The organism is Endozoicomonas acroporae (assembly GCF_002864045.1).
Classification (GTDB): Bacteria; Pseudomonadota; Gammaproteobacteria; order Pseudomonadales; family Endozoicomonadaceae; genus Endozoicomonas; species Endozoicomonas acroporae.
In genome coordinates, this window is sequence record NZ_PJPV01000055.1 from 1 (window position 1) to 25373 (window position 25373).

Consider the following 25373-nt stretch of genomic DNA (forward strand, 5'->3'; position numbering starts at 1 on the left):
CCCCGGCATAGCCGGGGGTTTACCTAATGATTAATTAACGAAACGATAAAAAAGGAAGAAAAAGCCCTGGCTGAAATAAACCGGGCCATCAATTATATATGTTTGCTGGTAATAAAAGCAGAGCAGGGTCAAGACCCCGATTTTTCTTGCCAAATAACAAGAGCTAATTATACCTGTACTTTATCACGTACAGGTATCTGGAAAAATAAAATGAATGTGGTTTCCTACACAGAAATGAGAAAAAATCTCAAAGCGGTTCTGGACAGCGTTGTTAATGATGCAACCCACACCATCATTCATCGACGCGACGCAGAAGATGCGGTGGTGATGTCGAAAGAAAGTTACGACAGCCTGATGGAAACGCTTTATCTGCTCTCTTCTCCTGAAAATGCCCGTCGGTTGAAATCCGCCGCTGAACAATTCAAAGCCAATAAGGGTATCCAAAGGGATCTGCCTGACTTATGAGTACCCCGAAAAAGGTCACGTTAAGCTGGTCTGAAGAAGCATGGGAAGACTGCCAATACTGGTTGGCCACCGACAAACCAAAAGCCGGGAAGCTAAGAAAACTCATTAAAGAATGTCTGCGTAGCCCCTTTGAAGGCACAGGAAAACCGGAGCCACTCAAAGGTAACTTTTCAGGATTCTGGTCGCGCAGGATAGACCAGGAACATCGATTGGTATACGCCTTCAGCAACGGCAACCTGTTCATACTCCAATGCCGCTTCCATTACTGAAACAAAAACAACCCTGGAGCCCTGTCACCGTCAACCCTATGCCTGCCGTGCAAGCATCTTATACCAATTCCACCTTCTAAATATGATAACGAGCAAGTCATTTTGAACCGCTGGGCAAGGCAGAATGACGAGTAATAGCAGGGCTATTGCGAGGAATTCCAACGAAGATCCAGCGGTTCAAAATGGCTGCGCAGTTCATATTTAGAAGGTGGAGTTGGTATTACTCACCGTGGAATAATGCAGGCCAAAATAATCAGCAATAGCCTTCTGGGTATAACTGCCGGATGCCAAAGTCGCACAGACCGCTGCCTCGGTAGATTTATAACTCGCCTGGTAAAACCCAAGTGCCCATGCAGGTTTCCGTTGCTGTTTATGTGGGATTTCAGAAAGTGTTTTTCCATCCGCCGGCTTGTCAATTACTGGATTACGTACTATTTTTTTAAAACAATACGTATTGCGGACAATGCATAATGAACAAATTAACCCTGACCGTTGATCCTGAAGTGGTGCAGCAAGCCAAAGCCTATGCTGCACAGCAGCAGCAAAGCTTATCGAAGCTGGTAGAGAATTATTTAAAAAGCTTACCCCGTACAGAACATTCACAGGCACCACAACTCACTGGTGCAGTAGCCGATCTAGCGGGCATTATCAGCGAAAAAGAGCTGGAAGACGCCAGGAACTACATCGATTTTCTGCAGGACAAATACCAATGACCCCCACCTTGTTTCTGGATGCCGAAGTTGTGCTGGACTTACTGGCAAAACGAGAACCCTGGTTTGAACAAAGTGCCGCTATTTTTTCCAAAATCCAGTCCGGTGAATTTTATGGTGCAACATCGGTTCTGGTGTTTGCCAACGTCTTTTATATTCTCCGCAGAATAAAAGGCCAGAAGGCAGCACGGGCAACACTGCAAAAACTCAAAAGCCTGCTCAAGGTAATGGCCACCTCTGAAGCAAGTCTTGAAATTGCGCTGCACTCGACTTTCACAGACTTTGAAGACGGTATTCAATACTTCACCGCACAGAGCGGGGGTGCCAACCTGCTCATTACCCGTAATATAAAAGACTATAAAACGCAAAACCTGGCGGTAATGACACCACTGCAATTTCTGGAAAGCCTGGGATGTCATTGATAAGACACAATGGGAGCAGTTCTGACCCCGGAGTTCAAAGAAAAAAAACCGAAATCAACTCAGCCATTGAGCCAGGGAAAAATCATGAAACCCCGCACCCAGCGAGGACCTCAGACAGATATCGAGCACTGGCGGAAAGGTCTCAAAGAGGTGCTTGCAGAGTTGCGATAAGCCATCAACATCTGACCGAAGGGCGTTAGCGCGCCTAATCTTTAAAGCGATCAGGCCAGAAGTCAGCATCCATAAACTGCTCAAACGTCCAGAGACAATCAGGTGGGAAGTCTTCTTCAGGATAACCTGTTTCAATATGAGCATAATAGGCTGCATCGGCATAGGCACTGGCTATGGTTTCATCCAGAATATGCTTTAGGCTGGGGTTTTTCGACAGGAGTTTTTCCAGGTCACGTCGTTGACCTTTTATGGTGATCTCCCAACTTGCCCCACGTCGATCGGGTTGATATTGCCACTTAAGTAAATGTATGAGCAGTACGCTTAAACGGGTTTCAAGCTCACGCTTTACTTTTTTGCCCATATCCTCAACTTCTTCGACCAGGTTTTGAATATCGACTGCATGACACTGCCCGGAACGCAGAAGCTCAAGCTGTTTGTTTACCCAAGCGTAATAGTCATTTTCGTATAAATTCTGAAAGTCTGGTTTGGCCATACGGCTTGACCTCCTGTATTAGCATTTCCTTATGGTTATGCCTGATTCAATGTAGATGCAAGCCCTTTTTTGTCAATTACTCACTCTTAGATAAGTTAATGAAACATCTCCTGGTCACAGGCGGTGCCGGCTTCATCGGCACCAACTTCGTCCATTACTGGATGAACCAATATCAAAACAATACATCGAACAACAGAATAGACCGCATTAGGAGTCCTATCGGACTCCGAGCTATCCTTCCCAGCACTAGAAGTACTGGGCTTGACGCTCTTTCCGGTCAATCCTGAGTTTCTGCTCCCAAAATACCAGTAACTCTTTCGGCCTTTACGACATTCAAGAATCAAGACCTAATGGAATGGTCTGCTTGGCTGGGCTTGGTGCCAAAGCAGCAATCGACCGGTGGCGTGCCCACGTTGCTCGGGATCAGTAAACGGGGCGATACCTACCTGCGAACCCTGTTGATACACGGTGGCAGAACCGTTGTCAGGGTAGCCGACAAACACGACGATCGACGTAATAACTGGATTAAAGAGCTTGACCAGCGCAGGGGCAAGAATATATCAGCGGTGACAGTTGCCAATAAGAATGCTCGCATTGCCTGGGCTGTGTTAACCAAGAAAGAACCCTACAGATTTCTAACCATTATAGGTAGCACTGCCTGCAGGCATAGCTGGTGTCATGCAACCTGAAAAAACCTTTAACAACTTCAGGCGTTTTTTGTAGCGCTCGCATCTTACTACGAACAAAATCTATGAACTCATCTTTGGTCTTCAAAGCAGCTTTTCCCAGCTTTTCTTTGAGCTGATTCCAGACCTGTTCATCAGGATTTAACTCCGGAGAATAGCTCGGCAGTAAGTGCAGTCCAAGCAGCTTCGGCCGTTTTGATGATCCTTTATCCAGCCACTGCCCAGTAACTGTTGAAACTGCTCACGCTTGAGTCCGCGAGGGTGGCGGAAGTCAATGTCTTCCATGCAGGCATGCTGCCTTAGTCGTGCATTTTTTAAACGGGTTTTCAAGCGCCGGTTATCACGGACAGTCATTTCCCGATCAACCATCAGCCCCCAACCGTTCATCAAACGACATTTGTTCTATGTCTGGACTGTTTAATTGCTCATTAGCCAGTTGGTAAGGCACGGAGTAGTAATGGCCGTCTACTGACACATGGTAGTCAATGTGTACCCGAGCCTCTTTCCACTCAGCGTATTGATAACGCTCTGCAGGTAAAGGCTTGAGTGCCGGTTTGTCCAGCTCCTCAAACAGTGAACGATGATTACCTTGTAATTTCTGGAACGGTTTGTTATTCAGCTCATCCAGCAGGCTGCGAATCGCTTTGTTCAGTGCCGACAGGGTAAAGAATGTCTGGTTACGCAGGCTGGCCAGTATCCAGCGTTCGACCACCTGTACGGCAGATTCAACCTTGGCCTTATCCTGAGGTTTCCTGACCCGGGCGGGAACAACGGCTACTTGATAATGCTCAGCCAGATCCTGATAGGTGGGATTGATCACCGGTTCATACCGATGGGGTTGTTTTACGCCTGATTTCAAATTATCAGGTACCATTGTGCAGGGAGTGCCTCCAAAATAGTCAAAGGCACGTACATGAGAGCCGACCCAGTCCGGAAGCGATTGGCTCCAGGTGGCTTCCGCATAGGTGTAGTTGGAAGCTCCCAGTGTAGCGACAAAAATCTGTGTTTGTCGTACTTCACCAGTGTACTGGTCAACGACAGGCATCGTTTGAACTGCGTAGTCAATAAAGAGCTTATCTCCGGCTATACGGTTTTGCCGCATGACCACATCCACCGGGTTCTTCCATGACCGATATTGGTCACTGAACCAGCTGTACTGATAACCATCCGGATGACAGGCTTTGTACTCCTGCCAGAGTCGCATCAGAGTCATACCGGGATGCCGGAGTTCCTGATGAATTTGACTCCAGTCAGGCTGAGCCTGCTTGTTCCTGCCTGATGATGGTTTGACGGGGAACAATTGCTGCTCCAGCGTATGCTCATCAATGGAGTCAGGCAGTGGCCAGGTCAGTTCAGAAACCGAAAGCCGAGCCAGATAATCTTTAACGGTTGAGCGGGAGATATTGCAGCTTTGGGCGATCTTTCGCTCACTGAGGTTGTGCTCAAATTTGAGCCTGAAAACTTCACGAATTTTGCGCATGGGCAGTCTCTTCATGATGCAATCCCATCATCCTTGAAAGGGTCTCAAGAACGAGGGTAACGGTTATTGAAATAGACTGCGCCGCTGGCTGGAAAAGGGTGGCCGGATGTTACCGGAATGGGTGGCCGAATGCTTCCGGAATACCCAATCGGTTCTTCGCGCAATTTTATTGCCCACTGTAGAAGGCAGCCTGTTTATAGCGTTCAAGCAGTTTCTTGCAGCCTGTGTAGCCCCTCAGGGCAGCTAAACGAAAGGCCGTCGAGCCAGATTTAGTCCTCTCATTGACATTGATTCCTGAACGGACCAGCACCTCGACGATCTCTGTGTGGCCACCCATAGCGGCCAGATGGAGAGCCGTCGAGCCAGATTTAGTCCTCTCATTGACATTGATTCCTCTGTACACCAGCTCCCTGACGATCTCTCTGTGGCCCGCCTCAGCAGCCCAATGGAGAGGCGTCTTGCCATCGTTATCCTTCTCATTGACATTGATTTCTGGAACGGACACCAGCTTCCTGACGATCTCTGTGTGGCCCCACCTAGCAGCCTCATGGAGAGCCGTCCAGCCCCAGTTATCCTTCTCTTTGGCCAGGGAGGAATCATTCCTCAGCAATTTCCTGATCAACCCTGTGTCGCCATTTTTGGCGGCATCGTGAAAACCCCGAACGTAATTGGATCGGTCACTGTCCGACAATACCCTGGCCTTGACGGTGCCTGTTCGGTCAGGAGCCGCTTTGTTGCCGTCAGCTGCCCGTAAGACCTTGGCGATCTCTTCGTGGCCCTTGCAGCAAGCCAAGTCGAGAGCCGTTTGGCCAAACTTATTCTTCTCTTTGGCCAGTGAGGGGGCAATCTTCAGCAATTCGTTGATAATGGCTGTGTGGCCTTTACCAGCAGCCAAGTGAAGAGCCGTTTCCCCGTTCTTATTAGTGGTATTCAAATTTGCCCCATTTCCATTCAGCGGTCCCAAGCAACCCACATGGCCGTTAAAAGCGGCCATGTGCAGGGCTGTTTCGCCGTTCTTATTGGTGGTATTCAAATTTGCCTGATTTCCAATCAGCAGTCTCAGGCATCCGCCATGGCCGTTTTGAGCTGCCAGATGCAAGGCTGTTTCTCCATTGTTATTGGTGGCATTCAAATTCGCCCCATTTTCAATCAGCTTTCTCAGGCATTCGTCGTGGCCGTTACAAGCGGCCAGATGCAGGGCTGTTTCGCCGCTATTGTTGCGGGCATTGACCTTCTCTTTGCTGATTTCAAGCATCCTTTCCAGGTACCCGCTATGCCCTTTGGCTGCAATGATATGCAACGGTGTTTGACCTTCTTCATTGGTTTCGTTGAAGCAGCTCTCGTGGAAAAGCTTGAAAATTCCCAAAGAACTTTCACTGGCAACAGTGTCCAGCACATTAAAAATATTTGCACCATGTTGTTCCAGAACACGTCGGCCCTCGATGTTTCCCGACGTAACAACGATGCGCAAGGCATCATTAAGGACGTTAAGGTCGTTCGCTCCCGCCTCGATCAGGGGCGTAAGGCACTGCGTTTGCCCCCACTCGGCAGCAGCACGCAGGGCTTTGTTAAGGTCGTTCGCTCCCGCTGTGATCAGGATTCTAAGACTCTGCGTTTGCCCCCGCTCGGCGGCTTCGCGCAGAGCTTTATTAAGGGCAAGTGGGCCAGACTCGGTGCTGCTCAGATATTGAAGCAGTGGAGCATCGCCCCCCCTGGGTAGCGGTGCGCACTAAGTTATTGATATCCGCCCCTGCCCTCTCCAGCATATTGAATTCCTTGGTGCGGCGCATCCGGGCAGCAAATTGCAGGATGGTCTCACCATTATGCTCGACGGCATTGAAATCGGCACGACATTCGATCAGACAGTCGATCAAGAGCCGGACTACATCAGTAGTATGTTCGTTCTTTAAGGCGACAGCTAACAGGTGTTCAGGATGACCGGTGGTCACCGAATAATAAAGCCGATTGGCCAAAGTGTTGTCCTGGCGCAGCAGCACTCTCAGATCGCGCCAATTTCCGGTACGACAGTAATTAAATATCTTGGTTTCACAATAAGGGGATTCGTCATTAAGTAGTCTCATGCCGTCCATACGAATCAATGGCAGTGCAGGTTGCTTGCAGTCTGCACATTGACGTTGGTCAAGAGCCATTGCTAACTGTTGTACAATTTCGAGCGACTCTGTGATGCATTCCAGGTGGTAAACGTGAGCGCCATCGCAAGAGGTTTTGACCAGTGAACGCCCGCCAAACTGCCCGCAATAGCCGTCGTCACCAAGACAGATAGAACATTGAAAAAATAAATCTGCCTCGTTTCCACCGACACCATTCATCGACATTGCTTTAGCCTGCTGCTTGACTCAAAATTCTGAGTAGGACAAAAATCAGCAGATTAAGTTCCACAAAAAAAGAATTTTTAACAAGAAGATTGTCGTTTTAATCAAAAGTCAGGTGCGGAACCAATTTTTACCAGACAGTAACCGTTTATCTGGAATGCAAGCAATGGCCACCACTAACATCTGACAACAGTTCAAAGCGCTCATTCCCGAAGGGGTGCGGGTTGTCGCCACCATTGCAGCCAACAATGGCAACGGCACCAGTCAGGCAGAGCTTCGGGATGGTTCGGTGATTACCGTTAAGGGAGAGACTGTAAACGTTGGTGAAAAGGCGTTTATTCTGGATGGTGAGATAAAAGGCACTGCGTCGAGCATGGCGCAGTATGAGGTGGAGGTTTGAAATAATCAAGAATCAGTTCTCCGCGAAATTTTATTGCTCATTGTTGAAGGCAGCCCGATGGTTGGGTCCATTGTCTTCAACCGATGGTTGGGCTCCATTGCCCTCAACAAAAAGTTCCTTGCACTCAGTGTGGCCAAACAGGATAGCCAAGTCGAGAGCCGTATTGCCAATCTCATCTTTCTCCTTGGTCAGGGAGGGTTTGATTTCCAGCAATGCGATGATAATGTCTGTGTGGCCCCGACTAGCAGCGAAGTGTAGTGCCGTCCAGCCATTTTCATCCTTCTCTTCGGCCAAGGAAGAGTCTAAATACAGCCATTCCCTGATCAACCTTGTTTTGCCACTGTTGGCGGCAAAGTGAAAATCCCGAATGCGCCTGGATCGGTCACTGTCCGACAATACCCTGACCTTGTCGGTGTCTGTGCGGGCAACAGCCGCTCTGTTTCCGCCAGCGGCCCGTAAGACCTTGGCGATCTCTTCGTGGCCAATGAGGCGAGCCAAGTCGAGAGCCGTATGGCCAAACTCATTTTTCTCCCTGGTCAGGGAGGGTTCGATTTTCAGCAATTCTTTGATAATGTCTTTGTAGCCCCGAAAAGCAGCGAAGTGTAGAGCCGTCCAGCCATTTATATCCTTCTCTTTGGCCAAGGAAGAGTCTGAATTCAGCAATTTCCTGATCAACTTTATGTTGCCATTGTCGGCGGCATCGTGAAAATCCTGAAGGCACCTGGATCGGTTACTGTCCGACAATACCCCGGCCTTGTCGGTGTCTGTGCGGTCAAGCGGCGCTTTGTTGCCGTCAGCTGCCCGTAAGGCCTCGGCGCTCTCTTTGTGGCCCTTGCAGCAAGCCAAGTCGAAAGCCGTACTGCCAGCGTTATCCTTCTCTTTGGCCAGGGAGGGTTTAATTTCCAGCAATACGTTGATAATGGCTTTGTGGCCTTTACCAGCTGCCAAGTGGAGGGCCGTTTCGCCGTTATTATTGGTTGCATTCAAATTCGCCCCATTTTCAATCAGCGGACTCAGGCATTTGCCGTGGCCGTTACAAGCGGCCAGATGCAGGGCTGTTTCGCCGCTATTGCTGCGAGCATTGACCTTCTCTCTGTTGATTTCAAGCAGCCTTTCCAGGCACCCGCTATGCCCGTTGGCTGCGGTGATATGCAACGGCGTTTGACCTTCTTCATTGGTTTCATTGATGTGACTCCAGTTAAGCTGGAGATTGAAAAATTCCAAAGAACCTTCTCTGGCAGCAGTGTGAATTACGGTAATAATATTTGCACCATGTTGTTCCAGAATGCGTCGAGCCTCGATGTCTCCTGACAGAACAGCGATGTACAAGGCACGATCAAGGGCGTTTGCTCCCGCTCTGATCAGGATTTCAAGGCACCTCGTTTGCCCCTGCTCTGCGGCTTCGCGCAGGGCGTTATTAAGGGCAGGTTGGCTGGGTTTTGTGCTGATCAGGTATCCAAGGAGTAGAGCATCACCCTTTCGGACAGCGGTGCTCAGTACGTTATTGATATCCGCCCCTGCCCTGACCAGCATTTGGAAGTCCTCGGTGCGGCGCATCCGGGCAGCAATGTGCAGGATGGTCTCACCATTGTGCTCGACGGCATTGACATCGGCCTGGTAATCAATCAAGAGCCGGACTGCATCAGTATGTTCGTTCTTTAAGGCAACGGCTAACAGGTGTTCAGGATGACCGGTGGTCACCGAATGGTAAGCCCGATTGGCCAAAGTCCTATCTTGGCTCAGTAGCATTTTCAAGTTGGCCGTATTCCCGGTACGGCAGGCATTAAATATCCGGGTTTCACAATATGGGGATTCGTCATTAAGTGGTCTCATACGGTCCATACGAATCAATGGCAGTGCCTTTTGGTGACATTCAGCGCATTGGCGTTCATCAAGCCTTCTTACTGTCTTCTGTTCATTGTCAAACCATTGTGTGATGCATTCCAGGTGGAAAACGTGGGGTTTCGGATTGCAAGAGGTTTGCACCAGTGAACGCCCGCCAAGCTGGCCATAATAGCCGTCGTCACGACTGCAGATAGAACATTGAAAGAATAAATCTGCCCCGGTTCCACCGACACCATTCATCGCTTTAGCCTGCTACTTGACTTAAAACTTTGAGTAGGACAAAGAATCAGCCGATTGAGTTCCACAAAAAATAGAATTTTTAACAGGAGGATTGTCGTTTTAATCAACAGTCAGGTACGGAAACAGCTTTTACAAGACATTCATCGTTTATCCGGAACGCAAGCAATGGCAACCACGAGTATCTGACAACAGTTCAAGGGGCTCATTCCTGAAGGGGTACGGGTTGGCGCCACTATTACTACCACCAACAACAGCAACGGCACCAGTCAGGCAACGCTCCGGGATGGTTATGAGTCAATTATTAAACAGAGAGAGCCCCAAAATTCAGCCTCGGACTCCGTTTCGCTCGACCCTGGTTCCGTCATAGGAATAAGGAGTTCCCTGGACGCAGTTTGATCAAAATGGGTGGCCAACTCTAAAGCTGTAAATCCATCATATAAAGTCCTAACATTGGCCAAGGAGTCGTCAGCGGCCAGTAACAACTCGACGATATCTGTGTGTCCATCGCGTGCAGCAAAGTGAAGAGCCGTATAGCCATAGTTATCGATATCTACGGCCAGGTTAAGGTGGTAGGAGCGGTCAATGTCCAGCAATACCTTGACTATATCTGTGTGACCATCACGAGCAGCAAAGTGGAGAGCTGTACAGCCATAGTTATCCTTGTCTTTGGCCAGGGAGCGGTCAACCAGCAATACCTTGACAATATCTGTGTGGCCATTTCCAGCAGGAAGCGCACCAGGAACGCATCGAAGACCCGCACCTGACGAAAGAGAAACAGAGTCTGGTTGGCCGTGACCGCCCCAAGGCTTTGGCTAATGACTTTCTTGAAATAAAGAAACGGTGCGATACCGGTGGCCAGAAAGACCGGAATCGCCAATCCGCCCACCATGGTTCTGCTGCCAAAGGCGTACATTAAGGAGAAAAACAGGATCTGAAACAGGGGCTCCAGCAGCGCCCAGGCATAGCCCAGACGGTGATCGCCAAAGCGGGTTTTCATCTCCCGCACCATCAGCGCGTGGATAACCGCCCACTGGATTTGTAATGAGGATCGTTGATGCATAACCTGATAAAGCGTCAGTGAATGGAGCTTCGGCGTAGCTCTATAGCTATTAGAATAAAGCCGTTAAAGGAATTCGGGAGGTCTTTGATGCCGGACAGGTTGTTAACGCTGCAGACACTCACTTTGTCCGACATCCTTTACCCTCTCCACCATATCCTTTCCTTACAGTCAGGATACCTTCCATATACGAAGGGGTGAGTAGGGCTTACCCAGTTGATAAGCTTGAGTAAAATGAACTGGGGAGGGTGCGGCAGGCATAATGACATCGTCAGATTTAGCGTACAGAAGCTCTGATCCTGCCTGCATCCCTTTTGGGCTCTGCCTGTCAATCTCTTTGGCCAATTGGCGGTGACGAAGCTTATAACTCTTCACTTACGTTCAACCGTCTGGTTCGCTCCTGGCCCGCCGCCGTTGAGACTACCAGCTTAGAGGCTTTGTCCCCGGAGCTTCACACCTTAGAATTACTCCGCAGCATGTCCGGGTAGGAGCATCTCGATGTACAGAAGTCCGAATCACAAATTAATGTGTCGACACCTCAAACTTACCTTTATAAATCAGGTTGTTCGCCTGATTATCTGGTCGCAAGCACGCTATCGCCCATCGTTTTTTCGCATTCTACCTACTTAATCGGTGAACACACTTGCCTATAACGAAACAGCTGTTGGTTCCTGCTCAATACTGGCAGACCTTAATCGTGGCATGCCGCGATCGGTCAGCTGGCTCAGAAGCTGATCAGGGAGGGAGTAAATTTTCAGTGAGGCAATGTTCTGCCAGACCTGCCCAGGAGTAAATACGTAACATCACCACTGGAAATGATTGACAGCCGCAGAGTTTATGAGGTGATTTTTTACTCCTGCTCAGAGGCTGTTCAAAACCCGGAAAACTTCTCTGCGATTGCCCTGCACCTCAAGCATTTTAATTGTGCAGGGTGACGCAAAAATTCAGATTACAAACCCTCAACACCATCTATGCTGGTCGTGAGAATTTGTGGAGACCCTGTTCTTTAAAGGGAGCAAAGACTGCCGATGCAAAACATTGATAGTTTCGCTCGCAAAGGGATGAGTTGGGGAAACCTGCATACTATGGCTAAAAAAATTACCACAAACACACCAACTCAATATCCAGCTCAAGAAAATAAACCCAGGCCGGTCAACGATAATACTCGAGGGGTGTTTGCCAATACCCGGCAGGTTTCCCCGATCACTGAGCGCAGTGATACCCATATTGGCAAGGGTGTTAACAGTGACAGAACTGCGAGCCGACTGGATAAAGATTCACAAAAAAGCCTTAGTAACTCATTGATCACTCTGGCTGACCCTGTGCAGGAACATACTTCCCGGGACAAAGTAATCACCGGCCTGCAACGGGTTGCAGCACACTCCCTCCAGGGCATCCCCTATGATCTTCTGAGCCAGCTGAAAGAGGCCGCTGATAACCGCGGTGCAGCACTGTTTACCCGACCTGTGGAGCCGGTCTGTCGCACCCTGATTGATGAAGGGTGGCCCACCAAGCATTTCAGGATCAAGGCAAAAAGCAGTAACTGGGGGGCTCAGGCAGGTACCATTCCGGTGCTTCAGCAGTACAGCAAACTGGCCCTGGACAGGGACAGTAAAATAGAAAAATACAGCAAGCAGGCAGAAAAGTGCCTGAAAGGGGTAGACCGCCAAGGCAACCCGTACGCCGAGGCTGTGCCATTAAGAATTAGCCAGAACCGCCTTGAGGAGCTTGAACGCAATGGCTATCTGTATCAGCGAAATGAGCAGGTCAATGAACACGGTGACCTGTGTCTCTATTTCAAGACACAGGCCTGCAATCGCAGTGACGGGCCTGAACATACCCAGCTGTTGATAAGAGAACCCGATGGCCAATGGGCTGTTTACGACGCTGATCATATATCCCCAGCACCTGTTATGGTGATTGCGCAGCCGGCAACAGAGCCAGGCGACACGGCACAGCCCATGACCGCAGATATTGATCCACTGATGGAGGTTTTTCCCCTGGAGAAACTGGATCTGGAGCGTTTAGACCGATTACCCATACCTTTAGTCTCAGACCAGGTTGTCACCCGGCAGGTCGACAAGTATCGAGCGAGACTGAAGAAATCCTTTGCTGCCGGGGAAATATCCAAAGAGGTGTTGCAGGAGAGACTGGCTGGCTATGATCAGTTGGAAAAAAAACTGCAGAACGATTTTTATTCGGTAAAAGATGAATCCGGGCAAACCCTCTTCAGGGAGGACTCGGATATGGGCAATGTGTCAAACCGAACCCGGAATATGGTTAGCTATTATGAACGGGCATTGGGCAGAAAACACCGGGTTATTCATCATAATGTTGATGTTCACAGTCTGGCCACTGATGAGCAGGCCAATTACCCCATTACCGCTTTTCTGCCAGCCTCATTAAATATGGCAGAAGGGATTTGCATGATTTTCAATGAGGAGCAGTTTCACTCTGTGCTGGGTGAGCTGATGAATCGAGGTTATGCAGTCCAGCAAAATCCACTCTGGAAAACCCGTCCGAAAAATCCCAATTTTCTCAATGCCAAGGCCCGTGTGGCAGCCAGTATGAAAGCCTCGTTAATCAATCCTGAAGAGTTTGTCAGGGGTCTTGAACAGATGGCCCGGGTGGACGATCCCGATGAAGATTACCGGGCAGCGCTGATCTCGGAACAGGAGGACTATCTGCAAGGTGGCGCTCATGAGCGCCGTGATTCCGCTGTCAGCTTCAACAGCAGTATCGACTCCGTTGACCAAGGATCAGAGGGGGACTCATCAACGGCGGATCTTTCCGATTTCAGCGACAGTGATTCTGAGGATGATGATTCCGGCTTTGGTCCTTAGGACCTGTACCTCCCGGCAATCACTGCGGCCAGAGCAGGCTGAACTCAGGCAACCTTGAAGCCTTGCGGTCAAAGGTCAGGGTTGTTACACATTGTTGTTTGTTATGATGCCCGAGCAACCGATTAAGCAAACCTGCTATTTTTCCTGAAGCGCTTCCGCAAACGCCCGGTAAAAAGGCTTTTTAAATGGCTGATATCGCTGTTATGCTCGCGGGTTGATTTTTATTTTAATGAAAATGCCGCCAGAACGTGCTTCCCAGCCAGACTTTTCTTTTAATCGGAAGCGGCAATTACGCTCATGGCAACGTCTGTCCAGAGCCAGAAATGATCCTATACCATGTCAGAACAGAACCCTAATCCTGGCAGTCTGCAGATTTACCTTCGACTGCTGACTTACGTAAAACCCTACACAGGCTATTTTGCCCTGAGTCTCCTTGGCCTGGCTATCTTTGCCCTGACCCAGCCCGGTTTCGCCAAGCTGCTTGAATACTTTGTCCAGGCGCTGGAAGGCGAAGAGGTTACCCTGCTGCAGAACCAGGCATGGCTTCCCAACTCAGCTATTTCATCACTCTGGCTGATCCCGTCACTGATGGTCATTATCGCCATCGTTCGGGGCATCGGCTCTTATCTGGGTAATTACTACATCTCCAAGGTCGCGAACTTTGTTATCCATGACCTGAGAACCGAGATGTTCGAGCGCATGATCAACCTGCCCAATGCATTCTTTGATAACAACAACTCCGGTCACCTGATTGCCCGTATTACCTATAACGTCAGCCTGGTGACTGCCGCGGCTACCGATGCCATTCGTGTTGCCGTCCGGGAAGGCCTGACCGTTGTCTTCCTGCTCAGCTTCCTGTTTTACACCAGCTGGAAGATGACCCTGATCTTTATTGCCGCACTGCCAATCATCGCCATGGTGGTTGCCTATGCCAGCAAACGTTTCCGCAGGATCAGCAGAAATATGCAAAATTCCATGGGTGACCTGACCCATGTCACCTCGGAAACCATTAATGGCTACCGTGAGGTCAGGGGGTTTGGAGGTGAAAGTTATGAATGTGATCGCTTCCGGTCTTCCAGTGCCGCCAATACCCACCAGAACCTTAAGCTGGCCAAAGCGGGCTCCGTCCATACGCCGGTTCTGCAATTTATTGTCTCCATAGCCCTTGCCCTTTTGCTGTTTATGGTTCTGTTTGTCAAAGGTGACTCAACCACCGCAACCCTGGTGGGTTATGTGACGGCGGCCGCCCTGCTGCCCAAGCCGATCCGCCAGCTCAGCGAAGTGAACGCCAGTATCCAGAAGGGCATCGCGGCGGCAGAAAGTATTTTCGCCATGGTGGATGAAACACCAGAAGCCAATCATGGCCAGTACACCTGCGACCGGGTCACCGGCTGTGTTGAATTCAGGCAGATTGGTTTTGCTTATCCGGGTGCGGAATCACCCGCACTGCAAGACATCAGCTTTACCATTCAACCAGGACAAACCTACGCCCTGGTGGGACGATCCGGTTCCGGCAAAAGCACCCTCGCCAATCTTGTTCCCAGGTTCTATAACCATACCGAAGGCGATATCCTGATTGACGGTGTTCCCCTGAATGACTTTGAATTGAAAAACCTGCGCAGCCAAATTGCCCTGGTCAGCCAGAACATCACCCTGTTCAATGATACCGTTGCCAGAAATATTGCCTACGGTGCCCTGGGGGATACGGCCGATCAGGAAGATATCCGCCTGGCTGCAGAAGCGGCCCATGCCACAGAGTTCATCAAAGACATGTCGGACGGTATGCACACGATTGTTGGCGAAGACGGCGTTCTCCTGTCCGGCGGCCAGCGTCAGCGTCTGGCCATCGCCCGTGCGGTGCTTAAAGATGCGCCCATCCTGATTCTGGATGAAGCAACCTCAGCCCTGGATACAGAATCCGAGCGCCACATTCAGGCAGCCCTGGATAGCATCATGAAAGGCCGTACCACCCTGGTGATTGCCCACCGCCTGTCAACCATTGAGAATGCCGACTGCATCCTGGTAATGGAGCATGGCCGAATTATTGAACGAGGAACCCATACTGAACTGCTAGCGAAAGGTGAACATTACGCCAAACTGCACAAGATGCAGTTTCAGGATGAACCGCCTGTTACCGTAGAACAAGTTTAAATATTACTCAGGAAGAAAATGGAACTTTTGCTCCCTTTTTCAATCTTACTTAGTACATCATTTCAATAAGTTTGATGTGTAAAATCTCCGTTCACCCCGGGTGCCCTTCGGCTCAGCTCAGGATGAACGGAGCTTGGGAGTCATTGATAGAAGGAACTCATCAATTAAATTGAAACCATGTACTGGTCGTATCTTGAGCTTAAACAGGCATTTCCAATGGAAACATCTCCAAGCACTAACCCGGCAAACCTCTCGGCAGCACCTTCCCATCAGTTAACCCAGCCTTTAGCATCCGCTTCTGATCGCTCCAAATGTGTTTTTTCTCCTCACCGAACAGTGGCAACATGTCAGACGCATACATCCTGTCAGTCCGGCTGCAATGACATAACATCCACCAGGGCCACTGACATTGCAGCAAGAGCTGTGCTTCCCGGTAGTGCTGACACAACAATACTTGCATCCTCAAGCTCAGGTTCTTATATACCGCTTAAAGGCACTCAAAATAATGACATTCCGGAAAGCTCTCTGCCCAATGAGTTGCAAGCATGTATTCAGGAGTGGCAAGAGATCTCGACTAAATACCCACGAAATTTAATGTTTAACGAACTCATCAAGTTCATGACCAAATGCAGGAGAGCATTGATACTCCGATCAATTCAAATGGGCAGGTTTGACAAGGAAAATCCAGCACACATTGCCGAGGCTTTTCTGTCAGGTACGTTAAATATGGCAACCCGCAGAGTCTCCAACATACCAGAGCACATTTTAATACCAGAATTATTTCCACCTGATAAGACTAACGTACTAATAATGTTCAGCGAACATAACACCTATAAACTATCGAGCATTTTCGGACATAAAAGAGGAATAATTACTGAGACCATCTCCCACCGGAATGTTACGTTTTTTATACCTGATGACCCTTTTAGAACATACCGTACCACTGCGGATTTTATTGGGGCATTGCTTTCCACAATTTGTACTTTTTATGATCATCCTGCGACCTCAAAACGTGTTCAGGCTCAAACTGAAAGCGCAGTTGCTGACTCAATATCCAATTCCCCCACAGAAACTGACTCAACTTGCCCTGATACCAGTGATGATAATTGTGACATTGCCATACTCTTCAAAACATTGGGATTATGGAAAAGTCAGGATAAAACCCTTGTTATTCCCTGCATAAAAACACAATCCGGCCACATCCCGCCATTCAAATTAATCACCTCATTCTCAAAGTCGCTGCCTGAAAGCCACCCCTACCATGCGTTGTTCAAAAGGCCCAAGCTGAACCCGGCAGGGCTAACTTATTGCCCAAGAACAAAAGAAGTTCAATCGGATAACCTTGAAAAATTTCAAAACAGAACCTTAAAATCTCTGCTGAATAGCTTGAGCGAGCAATCGGCAAGATCGTCAAAACCAAAAGAACACCAATCATCTGCATCAGCTCAACCATCACCAACCGTAGTCCATGCCAGTTCTTATAAATTAGAAAATCCCTCAGAAAAAACACTATCCCTTGCCAAAAAAATCGCTTTGCTGATCCAGCGTAATGATACAGCCAGCCTCAAAACATTACTTGAACATAACCCTCAATACGCTACTGAACTTAAAGACTCCCAGAATAATAAACTGCAAAAATACCTGTCCAAATGCCAAGATATCCAAGCTAAAGGCGATGATACTGATGTCGGTAAGCACGACGACTATCTGACGTCACAGGATTAATATTCTTTCTCACTTACGCAGCAGAAAACATCTATGGTAAAGTCGCCAATTTACCGTAAAACAGCTGCATTGCCCCGATCCGGAAACACGAAACAAGGCGTATAAGGTGTACCAGCACACGCTGTACAACCTTTGCCAAAATACCCGTCAACTGACTTTAAGGTGCATATTGCACGGCTGTGGTATGGTAAGCAACTGCCATTAAGCTGACTGGACCTCATTGATGAAATTGACGATTCCCCGTTTTGATCTGGCCAAAGTCCTGGTAATTGGCGATATCATGCTGGATCGATACTGGCATGGTGCCACCTCCCGGATATCACCGGAAGCGCCGGTGCCTGTAGTCAAAGTCGGACAGATAGAAGACCGTCCGGGCGGAGCGGGCAATGTTGCCCTCAATATTGCCACACTGGGCGCACCAGCATGGGTTATCGCGGCAACCGGTGACGATGAATCCGCCGACGTCCTTCAGACCCGACTGGAGGCCGCTGGCATCTACTGCAGCTTTGCCCGAATTCCCGGTGCGCCAACCATTACCAAGTTACGGGTCATTTCCCAGCATCAACAATTGATTCGTCTGGATCATGAAGAAACCTTTGATCGTCTGAGTCCCGATGTCATTGAAGAAAAGGCCGCCCAGCTTATCCATAACCTGAGCGCCATTGTCCTTTCTGATTACGGCAAGGGCACTCTGCAGGGCTGCCAGCAACTGATTCGCCTGGCCCGGTCCCACAATATTCCCGTTCTCGTGGACCCCAAAGGCAGCAGCTTTGAGCGTTACTGTGGTGCCACGGTGATAACGCCCAACCTGAAAGAGTTTGAGACGATTGTTGGCCCCTGCCGCAGCGAAGAAGAGTTGGTCAGTAAAGGTCAACAACTGTTAAAAGACCTTGAGCTGGGAGCACTGCTTATTACCCGCAGTGAACACGGCATGACCCTGATCCGGGAAAAAGAGCCTGAAGTTCACTTCCCGGCAAGGGCAAGAGAAGTTTTCGATGTAACAGGTGCAGGCGACACGGTTATCTCGGTACTGGCCGCCTCCCTGGCCGCTGGCTGTGACATGCCGCAGGCTGCCGGTCTGGCCAATATTGCCGCTGGCATTGTTGTGGCCAAATTAGGCACCGCCAGCGTCTCCATGCCCGAACTGAGACGTGAAGTGAACCGGGAGCTGGGTGCTGAAAGAGGTGCGGTATCTGCCGAGCAATTGATGGTTGCGGTTGAAGATGCCCGGGCTCACGGCGAAAAGATCGTATTTACCAACGGCTGTTTTGATATCCTCCATGCTGGCCATGTTGGCTACCTGGAGCAGGCACGCAAGCAGGGGGACAGGCTGATTCTGGCCATTAATGGCGATGATTCTGTCACCCGCCTGAAAGGCGAAGGACGCCCGATTAACCCGGTGGACCGGCGAATGGCAGTACTTGCCGGCCTGGAAGCGGTGGACTGGGTTGTCAGTTTTGATGAAGACACCCCGGAAAATCTGATTCAGGCAATCAAGCCGGATGTACTGGTAAAAGGTGGCGACTACTCACTGGACGAAGTGGTCGGTGCCCCGATTGTTCATGAATACGGTGGTGAAGTGAAAGTACTGGCTTTCCTGGAGAACTGCTCAACCACTGCCATTGTCGATAAAATCCGTGACGAAAAAGAAGCACAACCTGCCTGAGGATTGCCTGGCCATAAGTAGTTAACCGCTGTGGCCAGCCCCTGACCTGAATTATCTGCCGGGCATCAACCGGCAGAGTAGTAGCTTGTCGGACTTAACAAAATCTACAGGTTCTGACAGGTCAAATAACAAGCACTCATTAACCGGATCTATCAAGGGCCGATGTATCGATCAGGCCCATGCTTGAGATATTTACGGTGGTCACACGATGGATCGTTTCCCTGACCTTGATGGCAACAACATATCAAGCGACTTGGTGTGCTGTGGGCAGACTTCCCGGGCAAGCGGTTGATTAACAATGTTAATGCGCTTAACTTTGGTAAATAATCTGCCTTCAACACTCCTTGATAACATTGGTGAGAGAACACTGGTGAATTAAATCGCTTCCACCTCTTCCCACAATTTCCGCAGTCGTTTGTCCGATACCGGAAAACGAGTCCCCAGTTGCTGGGCAAACAGGGAAACCCGGTACTCTTCAATCATCCAATAGAACTGCTGAAGATTTGGATCGATCACTTTATGCTGATAATGAGCCTCCCGGCGTTTATCATATTTCTGCTGAAGAGCGGCCAGCTCTTCCGTCCAGGCCCGATCACGGTTTACCTGGGCTGGCAGCTTCTCCAACCTGACTTCAATCGCCTTGAAATAACGAGGATAATGGCTTAGCCACTCCATACCCGCTGACGTCATAAACCCCGGTTGCAACAGCCTTTGCACATGCTGCTTGATATCCGCCAGGGCCAGGGCCCGGTCAAAACTGATCTTACCTTTCAGCTGTCGGCTAATCCCCTGGGCAATACGAAAGATCTCATTAAGAATGGGGTCAATCTTCTCGGCAAAAGGCACAATGTCGCCTTTACGCTGCTCCAGCAATGCCATGAATGATTCACGGTTTTTGGGCAGCTCGCTGTCCTTATTCAGATAGACGCCGCTGATAATCAAACTCTGCACATCATCTTCAAGCAGGTTCTGATTCATCAGGTTAGTGGCCAGCAACCTGGTTTCTTTCAATCGGACCATTTTACTCAAGGCAAACTTAAGCTGGGTGGACAGCCTGATCCTGAGCAGTCGCGTCAACCCTTTGCGGTTTTCAAAGTCGGCCATCGCCGGACTTTCGAACAGTTGAACCGCCACGGAATCACGCTGGTCGACCAGGGCCGGGTATGACTTTAACACCAGCCCTCCGGCTTTCCGGGTAATTTCATGGGGTAGCTCGCCACAGGTCCAGTCCAGCAGACCTTCCTGTTCCAGATGACTTTTCGCCAGCTTACGGATCGTATCCTGCACATGATCAGAGAACTGTTGTCTGAGCTGATTTAAATCACGCCCCTGGCCAATAACATCACCATCTTCATTCACTACCCGGATATTCATTAGCAAATGTCCATCCAGGCTATCTGTGTTCCAGTGCTCTTCGAGAATGCGCACACCGGACATACGGATCAGCTGTCGTCCAAGCATGTCGGTCAGCGGCTCGTCACAGGCAGAGAGCGATTCCAGGGCACCATTAACAAAGTCAGGCACAGGGACAAAATTCTTGCGCACCGGCTTGGGCATGGATCGAACCAGGGCCACACACTTGTCGAACAGCATACCGGGCACCAGCCACTCCAGACGATGCCTGGGCAGTAACCTTAATGCCTCCACCGGCACGGTCAGGGTGACGCCGTCATCCGTCTCACCCGGGGCAAAGTGATAACTGAGCGGCAGCTCCAACCCCTCCCAGCGGAAGCGATCCGGATACCTGTTGACGGTGATATGCTCTGCTTCATGCTGCATCAGATAGTCTTTGGTAAGGTGGAGCAAATCAGGCTTCTGTCGTTCAGCCCCCTTGCGCCACTGCTCAAAGCCTGCACCGTTACAGATATCCGCAGGAATCAGGGCATCGTAAAAGTGGTAGAGCGTGTCACTGTCCACCAGAATATCCCGGCGACGGGACTTCGCTTCCAACTCATCCACTTCGTCAATCAATGCCAGGTTATGCTTCTGAAACGCACCTTTGGAATCAAAGTGCCCTTCAACCAGGGCTTCACGAATAAAGATTTCCCGGGCAACCACCGGATCTATCGGGCCATAATTCACCCGACGACGGCCGACCACAATCAAGCCGTACAGTGTCACCTGCTCAAACGCCACCACCTGGGCACGCTTCCTCTCCCAGTGGGGTTCAAAATAGTTGCGCTTCACCAGATGCGTTGCCAGCGGCTCAATCCATTGGGGCTCCAGTTTGGCATTGGTTCTGGCAAAGAGCCGGGAGGTTTCCACCAGCTCTGCCGCCATCACCCATTTGGGCTTGCGCTTATAAAGCGTCGATGCCGGAAACAGATAGAAGCGCCGGTTTCTGGCCCCCATATAATCCGCTTCATCATCTTTACTGCCCAACTGGGACAAAAGGCCGGATAGCAGTGACTTATGCACATCGCCATAGCTGGCAGGGCTGTCATTCACGCGAAATTGCAGGTCTTTACAGGCCAGTGTCAGCTGTCGATGGAGGTCGCGCCACTCGCGCATGCGCATAAAAGACAGAAACTGTTTATTGCAGTATTTGCGCAGCTGATTCTGGGACAGTGCCTGCCGCTGTTCCTCATAGGCTTCCCAGAGATTCACATAGGTCATAAAGTCCGAGTCATCGTGATAAAACTCACGGTGTCGCTGATCTGCTGCCTGCTGCTTATCCTGCGGGCGTTCCCTGGGATCCTGTGCCGCTTGGGCACTGACAATAATCAATACTTCATGCAGGGCATTATTGCTATTCGCCTCAATCAGCATCCGTCCAAGGCGTGGATCTACCGGCAGCTGCCCCAGCTGTCGGCCAATCGGGGTAATACGCCGGTCTTTCCCCACCGCCACCAGCTCCTGCAGCAGCTTGAAGCCATCATTAATGGCTTTGCCATCCGGTGGATCAACAAACGGAAACGCGGCAATATCGCCCAGCCCCATCCGCAACATCTGCAAGATCACCGCCGCCAGGTTGGTTCTGAGAATCTCCGGATCGGTAAACTCCGGACGGGAAAGAAAATCCTCCTCAGAGTAAAGGCGAATACAGATACCTTCGGCAACACGACCACAGCGCCCTTTACGCTGATTGGCCGATGCCTGTGACACAGCCTCAACCGGCAGCCGCTGAACTTTTGACCGGACACTGTAGCGGCTGATACGCGCAGTACCGGGGTCAATCACATAGCGAATGCCCGGCACCGTTAACGAGGTTTCGGCGACGTTGGTGGACAAAATAACACGACGACCGGAGTGTTCCTGGAAGATCCGGTTCTGCTCGGCGGCAGAAAGGCGGGCATACAGTGGCAGAATGTCAGTGTGGGGCAGTTTTGCATCCCTAAGGAACTGGTGAGTTTCCCGGATATCCCGTTCACCGCTGAGAAACACCAGCACATCGCCCAGTGGTTTGCCCTTTCCTGCGCGTTCACGGCTGTCAATCTCTTCCAGTGCGGCCAGAATCCCCTGCTGTAATCGCTGGTCGGCATCACGCCCTTCCAGCTCAAGATCTTCCAGTGGACGATATAATGTCTCTACCGGATAGGTTCTGCCCGAGACTTCGATCACCGGCGCATGATCAAAGTGCTTTGAAAACCGCTCGACGTCTATGGTGGCCGACGTGATGATGACTTTCAGGTCTGGTCGTTTAGGCAGAATCAGCTTGATATAGCCCAGAAGAAAATCAATATTCAGGCTGCGCTCATGGGCTTCATCAATGATCAGGGTGTCATAGCGGTTAAGAAAACGGTCAGTCTGGATCTCGGCCAGCAGAATACCGTCAGTCATCAACTTGATCAGGGTGGTTTCGGTGGAGTGATCGGTGAAACGCACCTGGTAACCAACCTGCTCCCCCAGCACGCCCCCAAGCTCTTCAGCAATGCGATTAGCAACGGAACGGGCGGCCAGTCGCCGGGGCTGAGTATGGGCAATCATGCCAAAAATACCACGACCCGCTTCAAGACAGATTTTTGGCAGCTGAGTTGTCTTGCCTGAGCCTGTTTCACCAGCGATCACCACTACCTGGTGATCACGGATAGCCCTGGCGATATCCTCTTTCCGGTCAATCACCGGTAGCGCCTGCTCATAACGGACTTCAGGAAGAGCCGCTTGTCGCTGCTCTACCAGCAACAGCGATGACGCTATTTTTTTCTGAATCCGCTCCAGACCTGCCTCATCATCCCGTTTCAGCCGACGCAATTGACCACGCAAGCGGTAACGGTCGCGTATCATGCATTGATTGATGGACTGGCGCAGTTGCTTATCGGAAAAGCCAGACACCCAGGTACTCCCGTTTATATGGAATCAGTGATGATTATACTGGTTTGGAAAAGCGGCCTGAATGGCCCCTGACAGGAGTTCTAACCACTCATTAAATTTTCCGGGCAACTGTCATTACCCGAATAAGGAACTGTCCTGAAATAACTTCCACATTTTCGATGCTAAGTATTTATCCAGTAAAGAAAAAAACCTTGCCACGGAGTCACGGAGGCACGGAGAAAAAACATCTTTTCTCTGTAACTCCGTGCCTCCGTGGCAAAAAAGAGGAAGTTATTCCTGGACAATTCCCAAGCAGAACTTGCCACTACCGGCGGCTCCGGGCTGCCAGCTCTTCATCACGCAAATGACGACGGAGGATCTTACCCACATTGGTCGTGGGCAACTCATCTCTGAACTCAACCATTTTGGGTACTTTATAGCCCGTCAGGTTCTGCCGGAAAAAGTGAATCACTTCTTCTTTGGTCAGTTCCGGATTACTGGACACCACAAACACCTTGATCGCCTCTCCCGAACGTTTATCGGGAACCCCGATCACGGCACACTGAGAGACATCGGGATGGGCAGAAAGCACCTCCTCCAGTTCATTCGGGTACACATTGAAACCGGAAATACAGATCATGTCCTTTTTGCGATCGACAATGGTGACATAACCTTCCTCGTCTATTCGGGCAATGTCGCCGGTTCTCAGCCAGCCATCCGGCATCGCCGCTTCAGTGGCCTGCTCACTCTGCCAGTAGCCCTTCATCACCTGAGGCCCTTTTATGCAGAGTTCACCCACTGCTCCAATGGGCAGATCCTGATCATCACTATCAACCAGCTTCAATTCACAGGACGGCACCGGCAGACCAATGGTACCCAGTTTAATTTTACCCAGTGGGTTGATCGTCACCACCGGCGAAGTTTCCGTCATACCATAGCCTTCACAGATACGACTGCCGGTCAGGTTTTCCCATCGCTCTGCAGTATCCAGTTGCAGTGCCATACCGCCGGAAATGGTGTTTTTCAAATAGGAGAAATCAAGACGACGGAAGGCTTCCTGATTCATCAGACCAACAAACAGAGTATTCAGCCCAATAAACATACTGAAGGGCTTACCGGTCAAATCCTTAATAAAGGATTTCATATCCCGGGGATTGGTGATGAGCATATTGTGCTCACCCAGCAAGATAGCCACCATGCAGTGCACGGTAAAAGCAAAAATATGATAAAGGGGCAATGGCGCAATAATCAGCTCCTCACCTTCCCGCAAATTACCCCCAACAAGCGCCTTGACCTGGAACATATTACTGAGAATATTACGGTGAGTCAGCATGGCACCTTTAGCGATACCTGTCGTACCACCGGTATACTGCAAGATGGCAACATCATCATTTTCCCGGCGAATATCCGTGCAATGGTGCAAGGCTCCCCGACTGAGAACAGTGGTAAATGACACCGCCGATGGCAGCGAATAATCCGGCACCATTTTCTTAACGTGTTTGACCACCAGATTCACCAGTGTCCGCTTAAAGGTAGGCAGCATATCGCCGACCTGCGTCACCACAACATGCTTGATGGCCGTTTTGGGAATCACCTTCTCAGCCATGTGCGCCATGTTGGCCAGCACCACCAGCGCCTTGGCACCGGAATCGCGGAACTGGTGCTCCATCTCACGTTCGGTGTAGAGAGGATTGGTGTTCACCACAATCAATCCCGCACGCAGTGCGCCAAAGACCGCCACAGGAAACTGCATGACATTGGGCAGCATAATGGCTATACGATCGCCGGGGCGCAAACCGGTGTGATTTTGCAGGTAACTGCAGAAATGACCACTAAGCTCATAAAGGCGGGAATAGCTCAGCTCATGCCCCATGTTGCTGAATGCCGGTTTGCTGGCAAACTTGCGGGTGCTGTACTCCAGTACATCAATAATTGAGCGATACTGCCCAACATCAATCGTTGCAGGAATACCTTCCGGGTACTTGTCTTTCCAGAAACCGGTGGTCATGGGGTAAGCCTCCCGCATCCATGTTGAAGCTGTATAGAATAAGAACTGGCTCGCAAACTGTTTAACCTGTCTTGCAACTATCGCATTGGAAAATTTTTCGAGATTATCAGTTTTCTTCTGCTCCTGATAGACGACCTGCGGTAAATACTTCTAACCTG

Annotated in this window: 20 protein-coding genes and 1 pseudogene; 10 read left to right on the plus strand and 11 right to left on the minus strand. The window is 50.1% G+C overall.

What is annotated here, in order from left to right; genetic code table 11:
* The first annotated feature begins 210 nt into the window (after window positions 1-210).
* The 4 genes from CX664_RS09655 to CX664_RS09670 all read left to right on the plus strand — a co-directional run bounded on the left by CX664_RS09655 (window position 211) and on the right by CX664_RS09670 (window position 1866).
* Entirely contained in the window at window positions 211-465 is a 255-nt protein-coding gene (locus tag CX664_RS09655; protein WP_101746535.1) for a type II toxin-antitoxin system Phd/YefM family antitoxin, read from the plus strand.
* Complete coding sequence (locus CX664_RS09660) at window positions 462-734, plus strand: Txe/YoeB family addiction module toxin (protein WP_101746536.1); 273 nt, start codon at window positions 462-464, stop codon at window positions 732-734. Before CX664_RS09655 ends, CX664_RS09660 begins: the two co-directional genes overlap by 4 nt.
* 470 nt (window positions 735-1204) lie before the next feature.
* Complete coding sequence (locus CX664_RS09665; protein WP_101746537.1) at window positions 1205-1447, plus strand: DUF6364 family protein; 243 nt, start codon at window positions 1205-1207, stop codon at window positions 1445-1447.
* Window positions 1444-1866 carry a type II toxin-antitoxin system VapC family toxin gene (locus CX664_RS09670; protein WP_101746538.1) on the plus strand — a complete coding sequence of 141 codons (423 nt, stop codon included), beginning with the start codon at window positions 1444-1446 and terminating at the stop codon, window positions 1864-1866. Before CX664_RS09665 ends, CX664_RS09670 begins: the two co-directional genes overlap by 4 nt.
* A 205-nt stretch (window positions 1867-2071) precedes the next feature.
* Here CX664_RS09670 and CX664_RS09675 read toward each other — a convergent pair whose 3' ends face one another.
* Window positions 2072-2530: a DUF29 domain-containing protein gene (locus tag CX664_RS09675; protein ID WP_101746539.1), complete on the minus strand. Its 459-nt coding sequence runs from the start codon at window positions 2528-2530 to the stop codon at window positions 2072-2074.
* A 302-nt stretch (window positions 2531-2832) separates the two neighbouring features.
* Between CX664_RS09675 and CX664_RS09685 the strand changes: the two genes are divergently transcribed.
* Window positions 2833-3219 (plus strand): transposase, encoded by a 387-nt coding sequence (locus tag CX664_RS09685; RefSeq protein ID WP_269676037.1) that lies wholly within the window; start codon window positions 2833-2835, stop codon window positions 3217-3219.
* On the opposite strand, the gene CX664_RS28095 is transcribed toward CX664_RS09685, so the two are convergent.
* From CX664_RS28095 to CX664_RS09710, 5 genes and pseudogenes are all read right to left on the minus strand, one after another.
* Entirely contained in the window at window positions 3173-3430 is a 258-nt protein-coding gene (locus CX664_RS28095) for a transposase (RefSeq protein ID WP_101746541.1), read from the minus strand. The genes CX664_RS09685 and CX664_RS28095 overlap by 47 nt on opposite strands.
* Window positions 3358-3603, minus strand: coding sequence for an ATP-binding protein (locus tag CX664_RS28100; RefSeq protein ID WP_101746542.1), 246 nt, complete (start codon window positions 3601-3603; stop codon window positions 3358-3360). The genes CX664_RS28095 and CX664_RS28100 overlap by 73 nt, the downstream gene beginning before the upstream one ends.
* Before the next feature lie 31 nt (window positions 3604-3634).
* Window positions 3635-4711: pseudogene (gene istA, locus CX664_RS09700) on the minus strand (IS21 family transposase); the annotation flags it as partial.
* 151 nt (window positions 4712-4862) lie between these two features.
* A complete protein-coding gene (locus CX664_RS27400; protein ID WP_420810354.1) occupies window positions 4863-6092 on the minus strand; it encodes an ankyrin repeat domain-containing protein in 1230 nt (409 codons plus the stop codon).
* 253 nt (window positions 6093-6345) lie between these two features.
* A complete protein-coding gene (locus CX664_RS09710) occupies window positions 6346-7026 on the minus strand; it encodes an ankyrin repeat domain-containing protein (protein WP_145999923.1) in 681 nt (226 codons plus the stop codon).
* A gap of 220 nt (window positions 7027-7246) precedes the next feature.
* Between CX664_RS09710 and CX664_RS09715 the strand changes: the two genes are divergently transcribed.
* Window positions 7247-7429 (plus strand): hypothetical protein, encoded by a 183-nt coding sequence (locus CX664_RS09715; RefSeq protein WP_101746546.1) that lies wholly within the window; start codon window positions 7247-7249, stop codon window positions 7427-7429.
* A 30-nt stretch (window positions 7430-7459) separates the two neighbouring features.
* Here CX664_RS09715 and CX664_RS09720 read toward each other — a convergent pair whose 3' ends face one another.
* The 3 genes from CX664_RS09720 to CX664_RS25640 all read right to left on the minus strand — a co-directional run bounded on the left by CX664_RS09720 (window position 7460) and on the right by CX664_RS25640 (window position 10574).
* Entirely contained in the window at window positions 7460-9514 is a 2055-nt protein-coding gene (locus tag CX664_RS09720) for an ankyrin repeat domain-containing protein (RefSeq protein ID WP_101746547.1), read from the minus strand.
* Window positions 9515-9801: 287 nt separating this feature from the next.
* A complete protein-coding gene (locus CX664_RS09725; protein WP_101746548.1) occupies window positions 9802-10206 on the minus strand; it encodes an ankyrin repeat domain-containing protein in 405 nt (134 codons plus the stop codon).
* Window positions 10116-10574, minus strand: coding sequence for an ABC transporter permease (locus CX664_RS25640; protein WP_145999924.1), 459 nt, complete (start codon window positions 10572-10574; stop codon window positions 10116-10118). Before CX664_RS25640 ends, CX664_RS09725 begins: the two co-directional genes overlap by 91 nt.
* Before the next feature lie 1082 nt (window positions 10575-11656).
* On the opposite strand from CX664_RS25640, the gene CX664_RS09735 reads away from it, so the two are divergent.
* The 4 genes from CX664_RS09735 (at window position 11657) to hldE (ending at window position 18956) form a co-directional block, all read left to right on the plus strand.
* Complete coding sequence (locus CX664_RS09735; protein WP_163371306.1) at window positions 11657-13414, plus strand: anthrax toxin-like adenylyl cyclase domain-containing protein; 1758 nt, start codon at window positions 11657-11659, stop codon at window positions 13412-13414.
* A 336-nt stretch (window positions 13415-13750) separates the two neighbouring features.
* On the plus strand, window positions 13751-15565 hold the full coding sequence (gene msbA, locus CX664_RS09740; protein WP_101746551.1) for a lipid A export permease/ATP-binding protein MsbA: 1815 nt from the start codon (window positions 13751-13753) through the stop codon (window positions 15563-15565).
* 216 nt (window positions 15566-15781) lie between these two features.
* Window positions 15782-17290: a hypothetical protein gene (locus CX664_RS09745; protein ID WP_145999925.1), complete on the plus strand. Its 1509-nt coding sequence runs from the start codon at window positions 15782-15784 to the stop codon at window positions 17288-17290.
* Between the two features lie 223 nt (window positions 17291-17513).
* Window positions 17514-18956 carry a bifunctional D-glycero-beta-D-manno-heptose-7-phosphate kinase/D-glycero-beta-D-manno-heptose 1-phosphate adenylyltransferase HldE gene (hldE, locus tag CX664_RS09750; protein ID WP_101746553.1) on the plus strand — a complete coding sequence of 481 codons (1443 nt, stop codon included), beginning with the start codon at window positions 17514-17516 and terminating at the stop codon, window positions 18954-18956.
* Between the two features lie 375 nt (window positions 18957-19331).
* Here hldE and hrpA read toward each other — a convergent pair whose 3' ends face one another.
* Both hrpA and CX664_RS09760 read right to left on the minus strand, forming a co-directional pair.
* On the minus strand, window positions 19332-23228 hold the full coding sequence (gene hrpA, locus CX664_RS09755; RefSeq protein WP_101746554.1) for an ATP-dependent RNA helicase HrpA: 3897 nt from the start codon (window positions 23226-23228) through the stop codon (window positions 19332-19334).
* Between the two features lie 304 nt (window positions 23229-23532).
* Window positions 23533-25215 (minus strand): AMP-binding protein, encoded by a 1683-nt coding sequence (locus tag CX664_RS09760; RefSeq protein WP_101746573.1) that lies wholly within the window; start codon window positions 25213-25215, stop codon window positions 23533-23535.
* Window positions 25216-25373: the final 158 nt, after the last annotated feature.

Bases quoted from the DNA above. Each gene is read 5' to 3' on its own strand.
- CX664_RS09670 (WP_101746538.1), top strand. From the start codon at position 1,444: ATGACCCCCACCTTGTTTCTGGATGCCGAAGTTGTGCTGGACTTACTG.
- CX664_RS09655 (WP_101746535.1), top strand. From the start codon at position 211: ATGAATGTGGTTTCCTACACAGAAATGAGAAAAAATCTCAAAGCGGTT.
- CX664_RS25640 (WP_145999924.1), bottom strand. From the start codon at position 10,574: ATGCATCAACGATCCTCATTACAAATCCAGTGGGCGGTTATCCACGCG.
- CX664_RS09745 (WP_145999925.1), top strand. From the start codon at position 15,782: ATGGAAACATCTCCAAGCACTAACCCGGCAAACCTCTCGGCAGCACCT.
- msbA (WP_101746551.1), top strand. From the start codon at position 13,751: ATGTCAGAACAGAACCCTAATCCTGGCAGTCTGCAGATTTACCTTCGA.
- CX664_RS09710 (WP_145999923.1), bottom strand. From the start codon at position 7,026: ATGAATGGTGTCGGTGGAAACGAGGCAGATTTATTTTTTCAATGTTCT.
- CX664_RS09675 (WP_101746539.1), bottom strand. From the start codon at position 2,530: ATGGCCAAACCAGACTTTCAGAATTTATACGAAAATGACTATTACGCT.
- CX664_RS09760 (WP_101746573.1), bottom strand. From the start codon at position 25,215: ATGACCACCGGTTTCTGGAAAGACAAGTACCCGGAAGGTATTCCTGCA.
- CX664_RS09735 (WP_163371306.1), top strand. From the start codon at position 11,657: ATGGCTAAAAAAATTACCACAAACACACCAACTCAATATCCAGCTCAA.
- CX664_RS09665 (WP_101746537.1), top strand. From the start codon at position 1,205: ATGAACAAATTAACCCTGACCGTTGATCCTGAAGTGGTGCAGCAAGCC.
- CX664_RS09660 (WP_101746536.1), top strand. From the start codon at position 462: ATGAGTACCCCGAAAAAGGTCACGTTAAGCTGGTCTGAAGAAGCATGG.
- CX664_RS28100 (WP_101746542.1), bottom strand. From the start codon at position 3,603: ATGAACGGTTGGGGGCTGATGGTTGATCGGGAAATGACTGTCCGTGAT.
- hldE (WP_101746553.1), top strand. From the start codon at position 17,514: ATGAAATTGACGATTCCCCGTTTTGATCTGGCCAAAGTCCTGGTAATT.
- CX664_RS09720 (WP_101746547.1), bottom strand. From the start codon at position 9,514: ATGAATGGTGTCGGTGGAACCGGGGCAGATTTATTCTTTCAATGTTCT.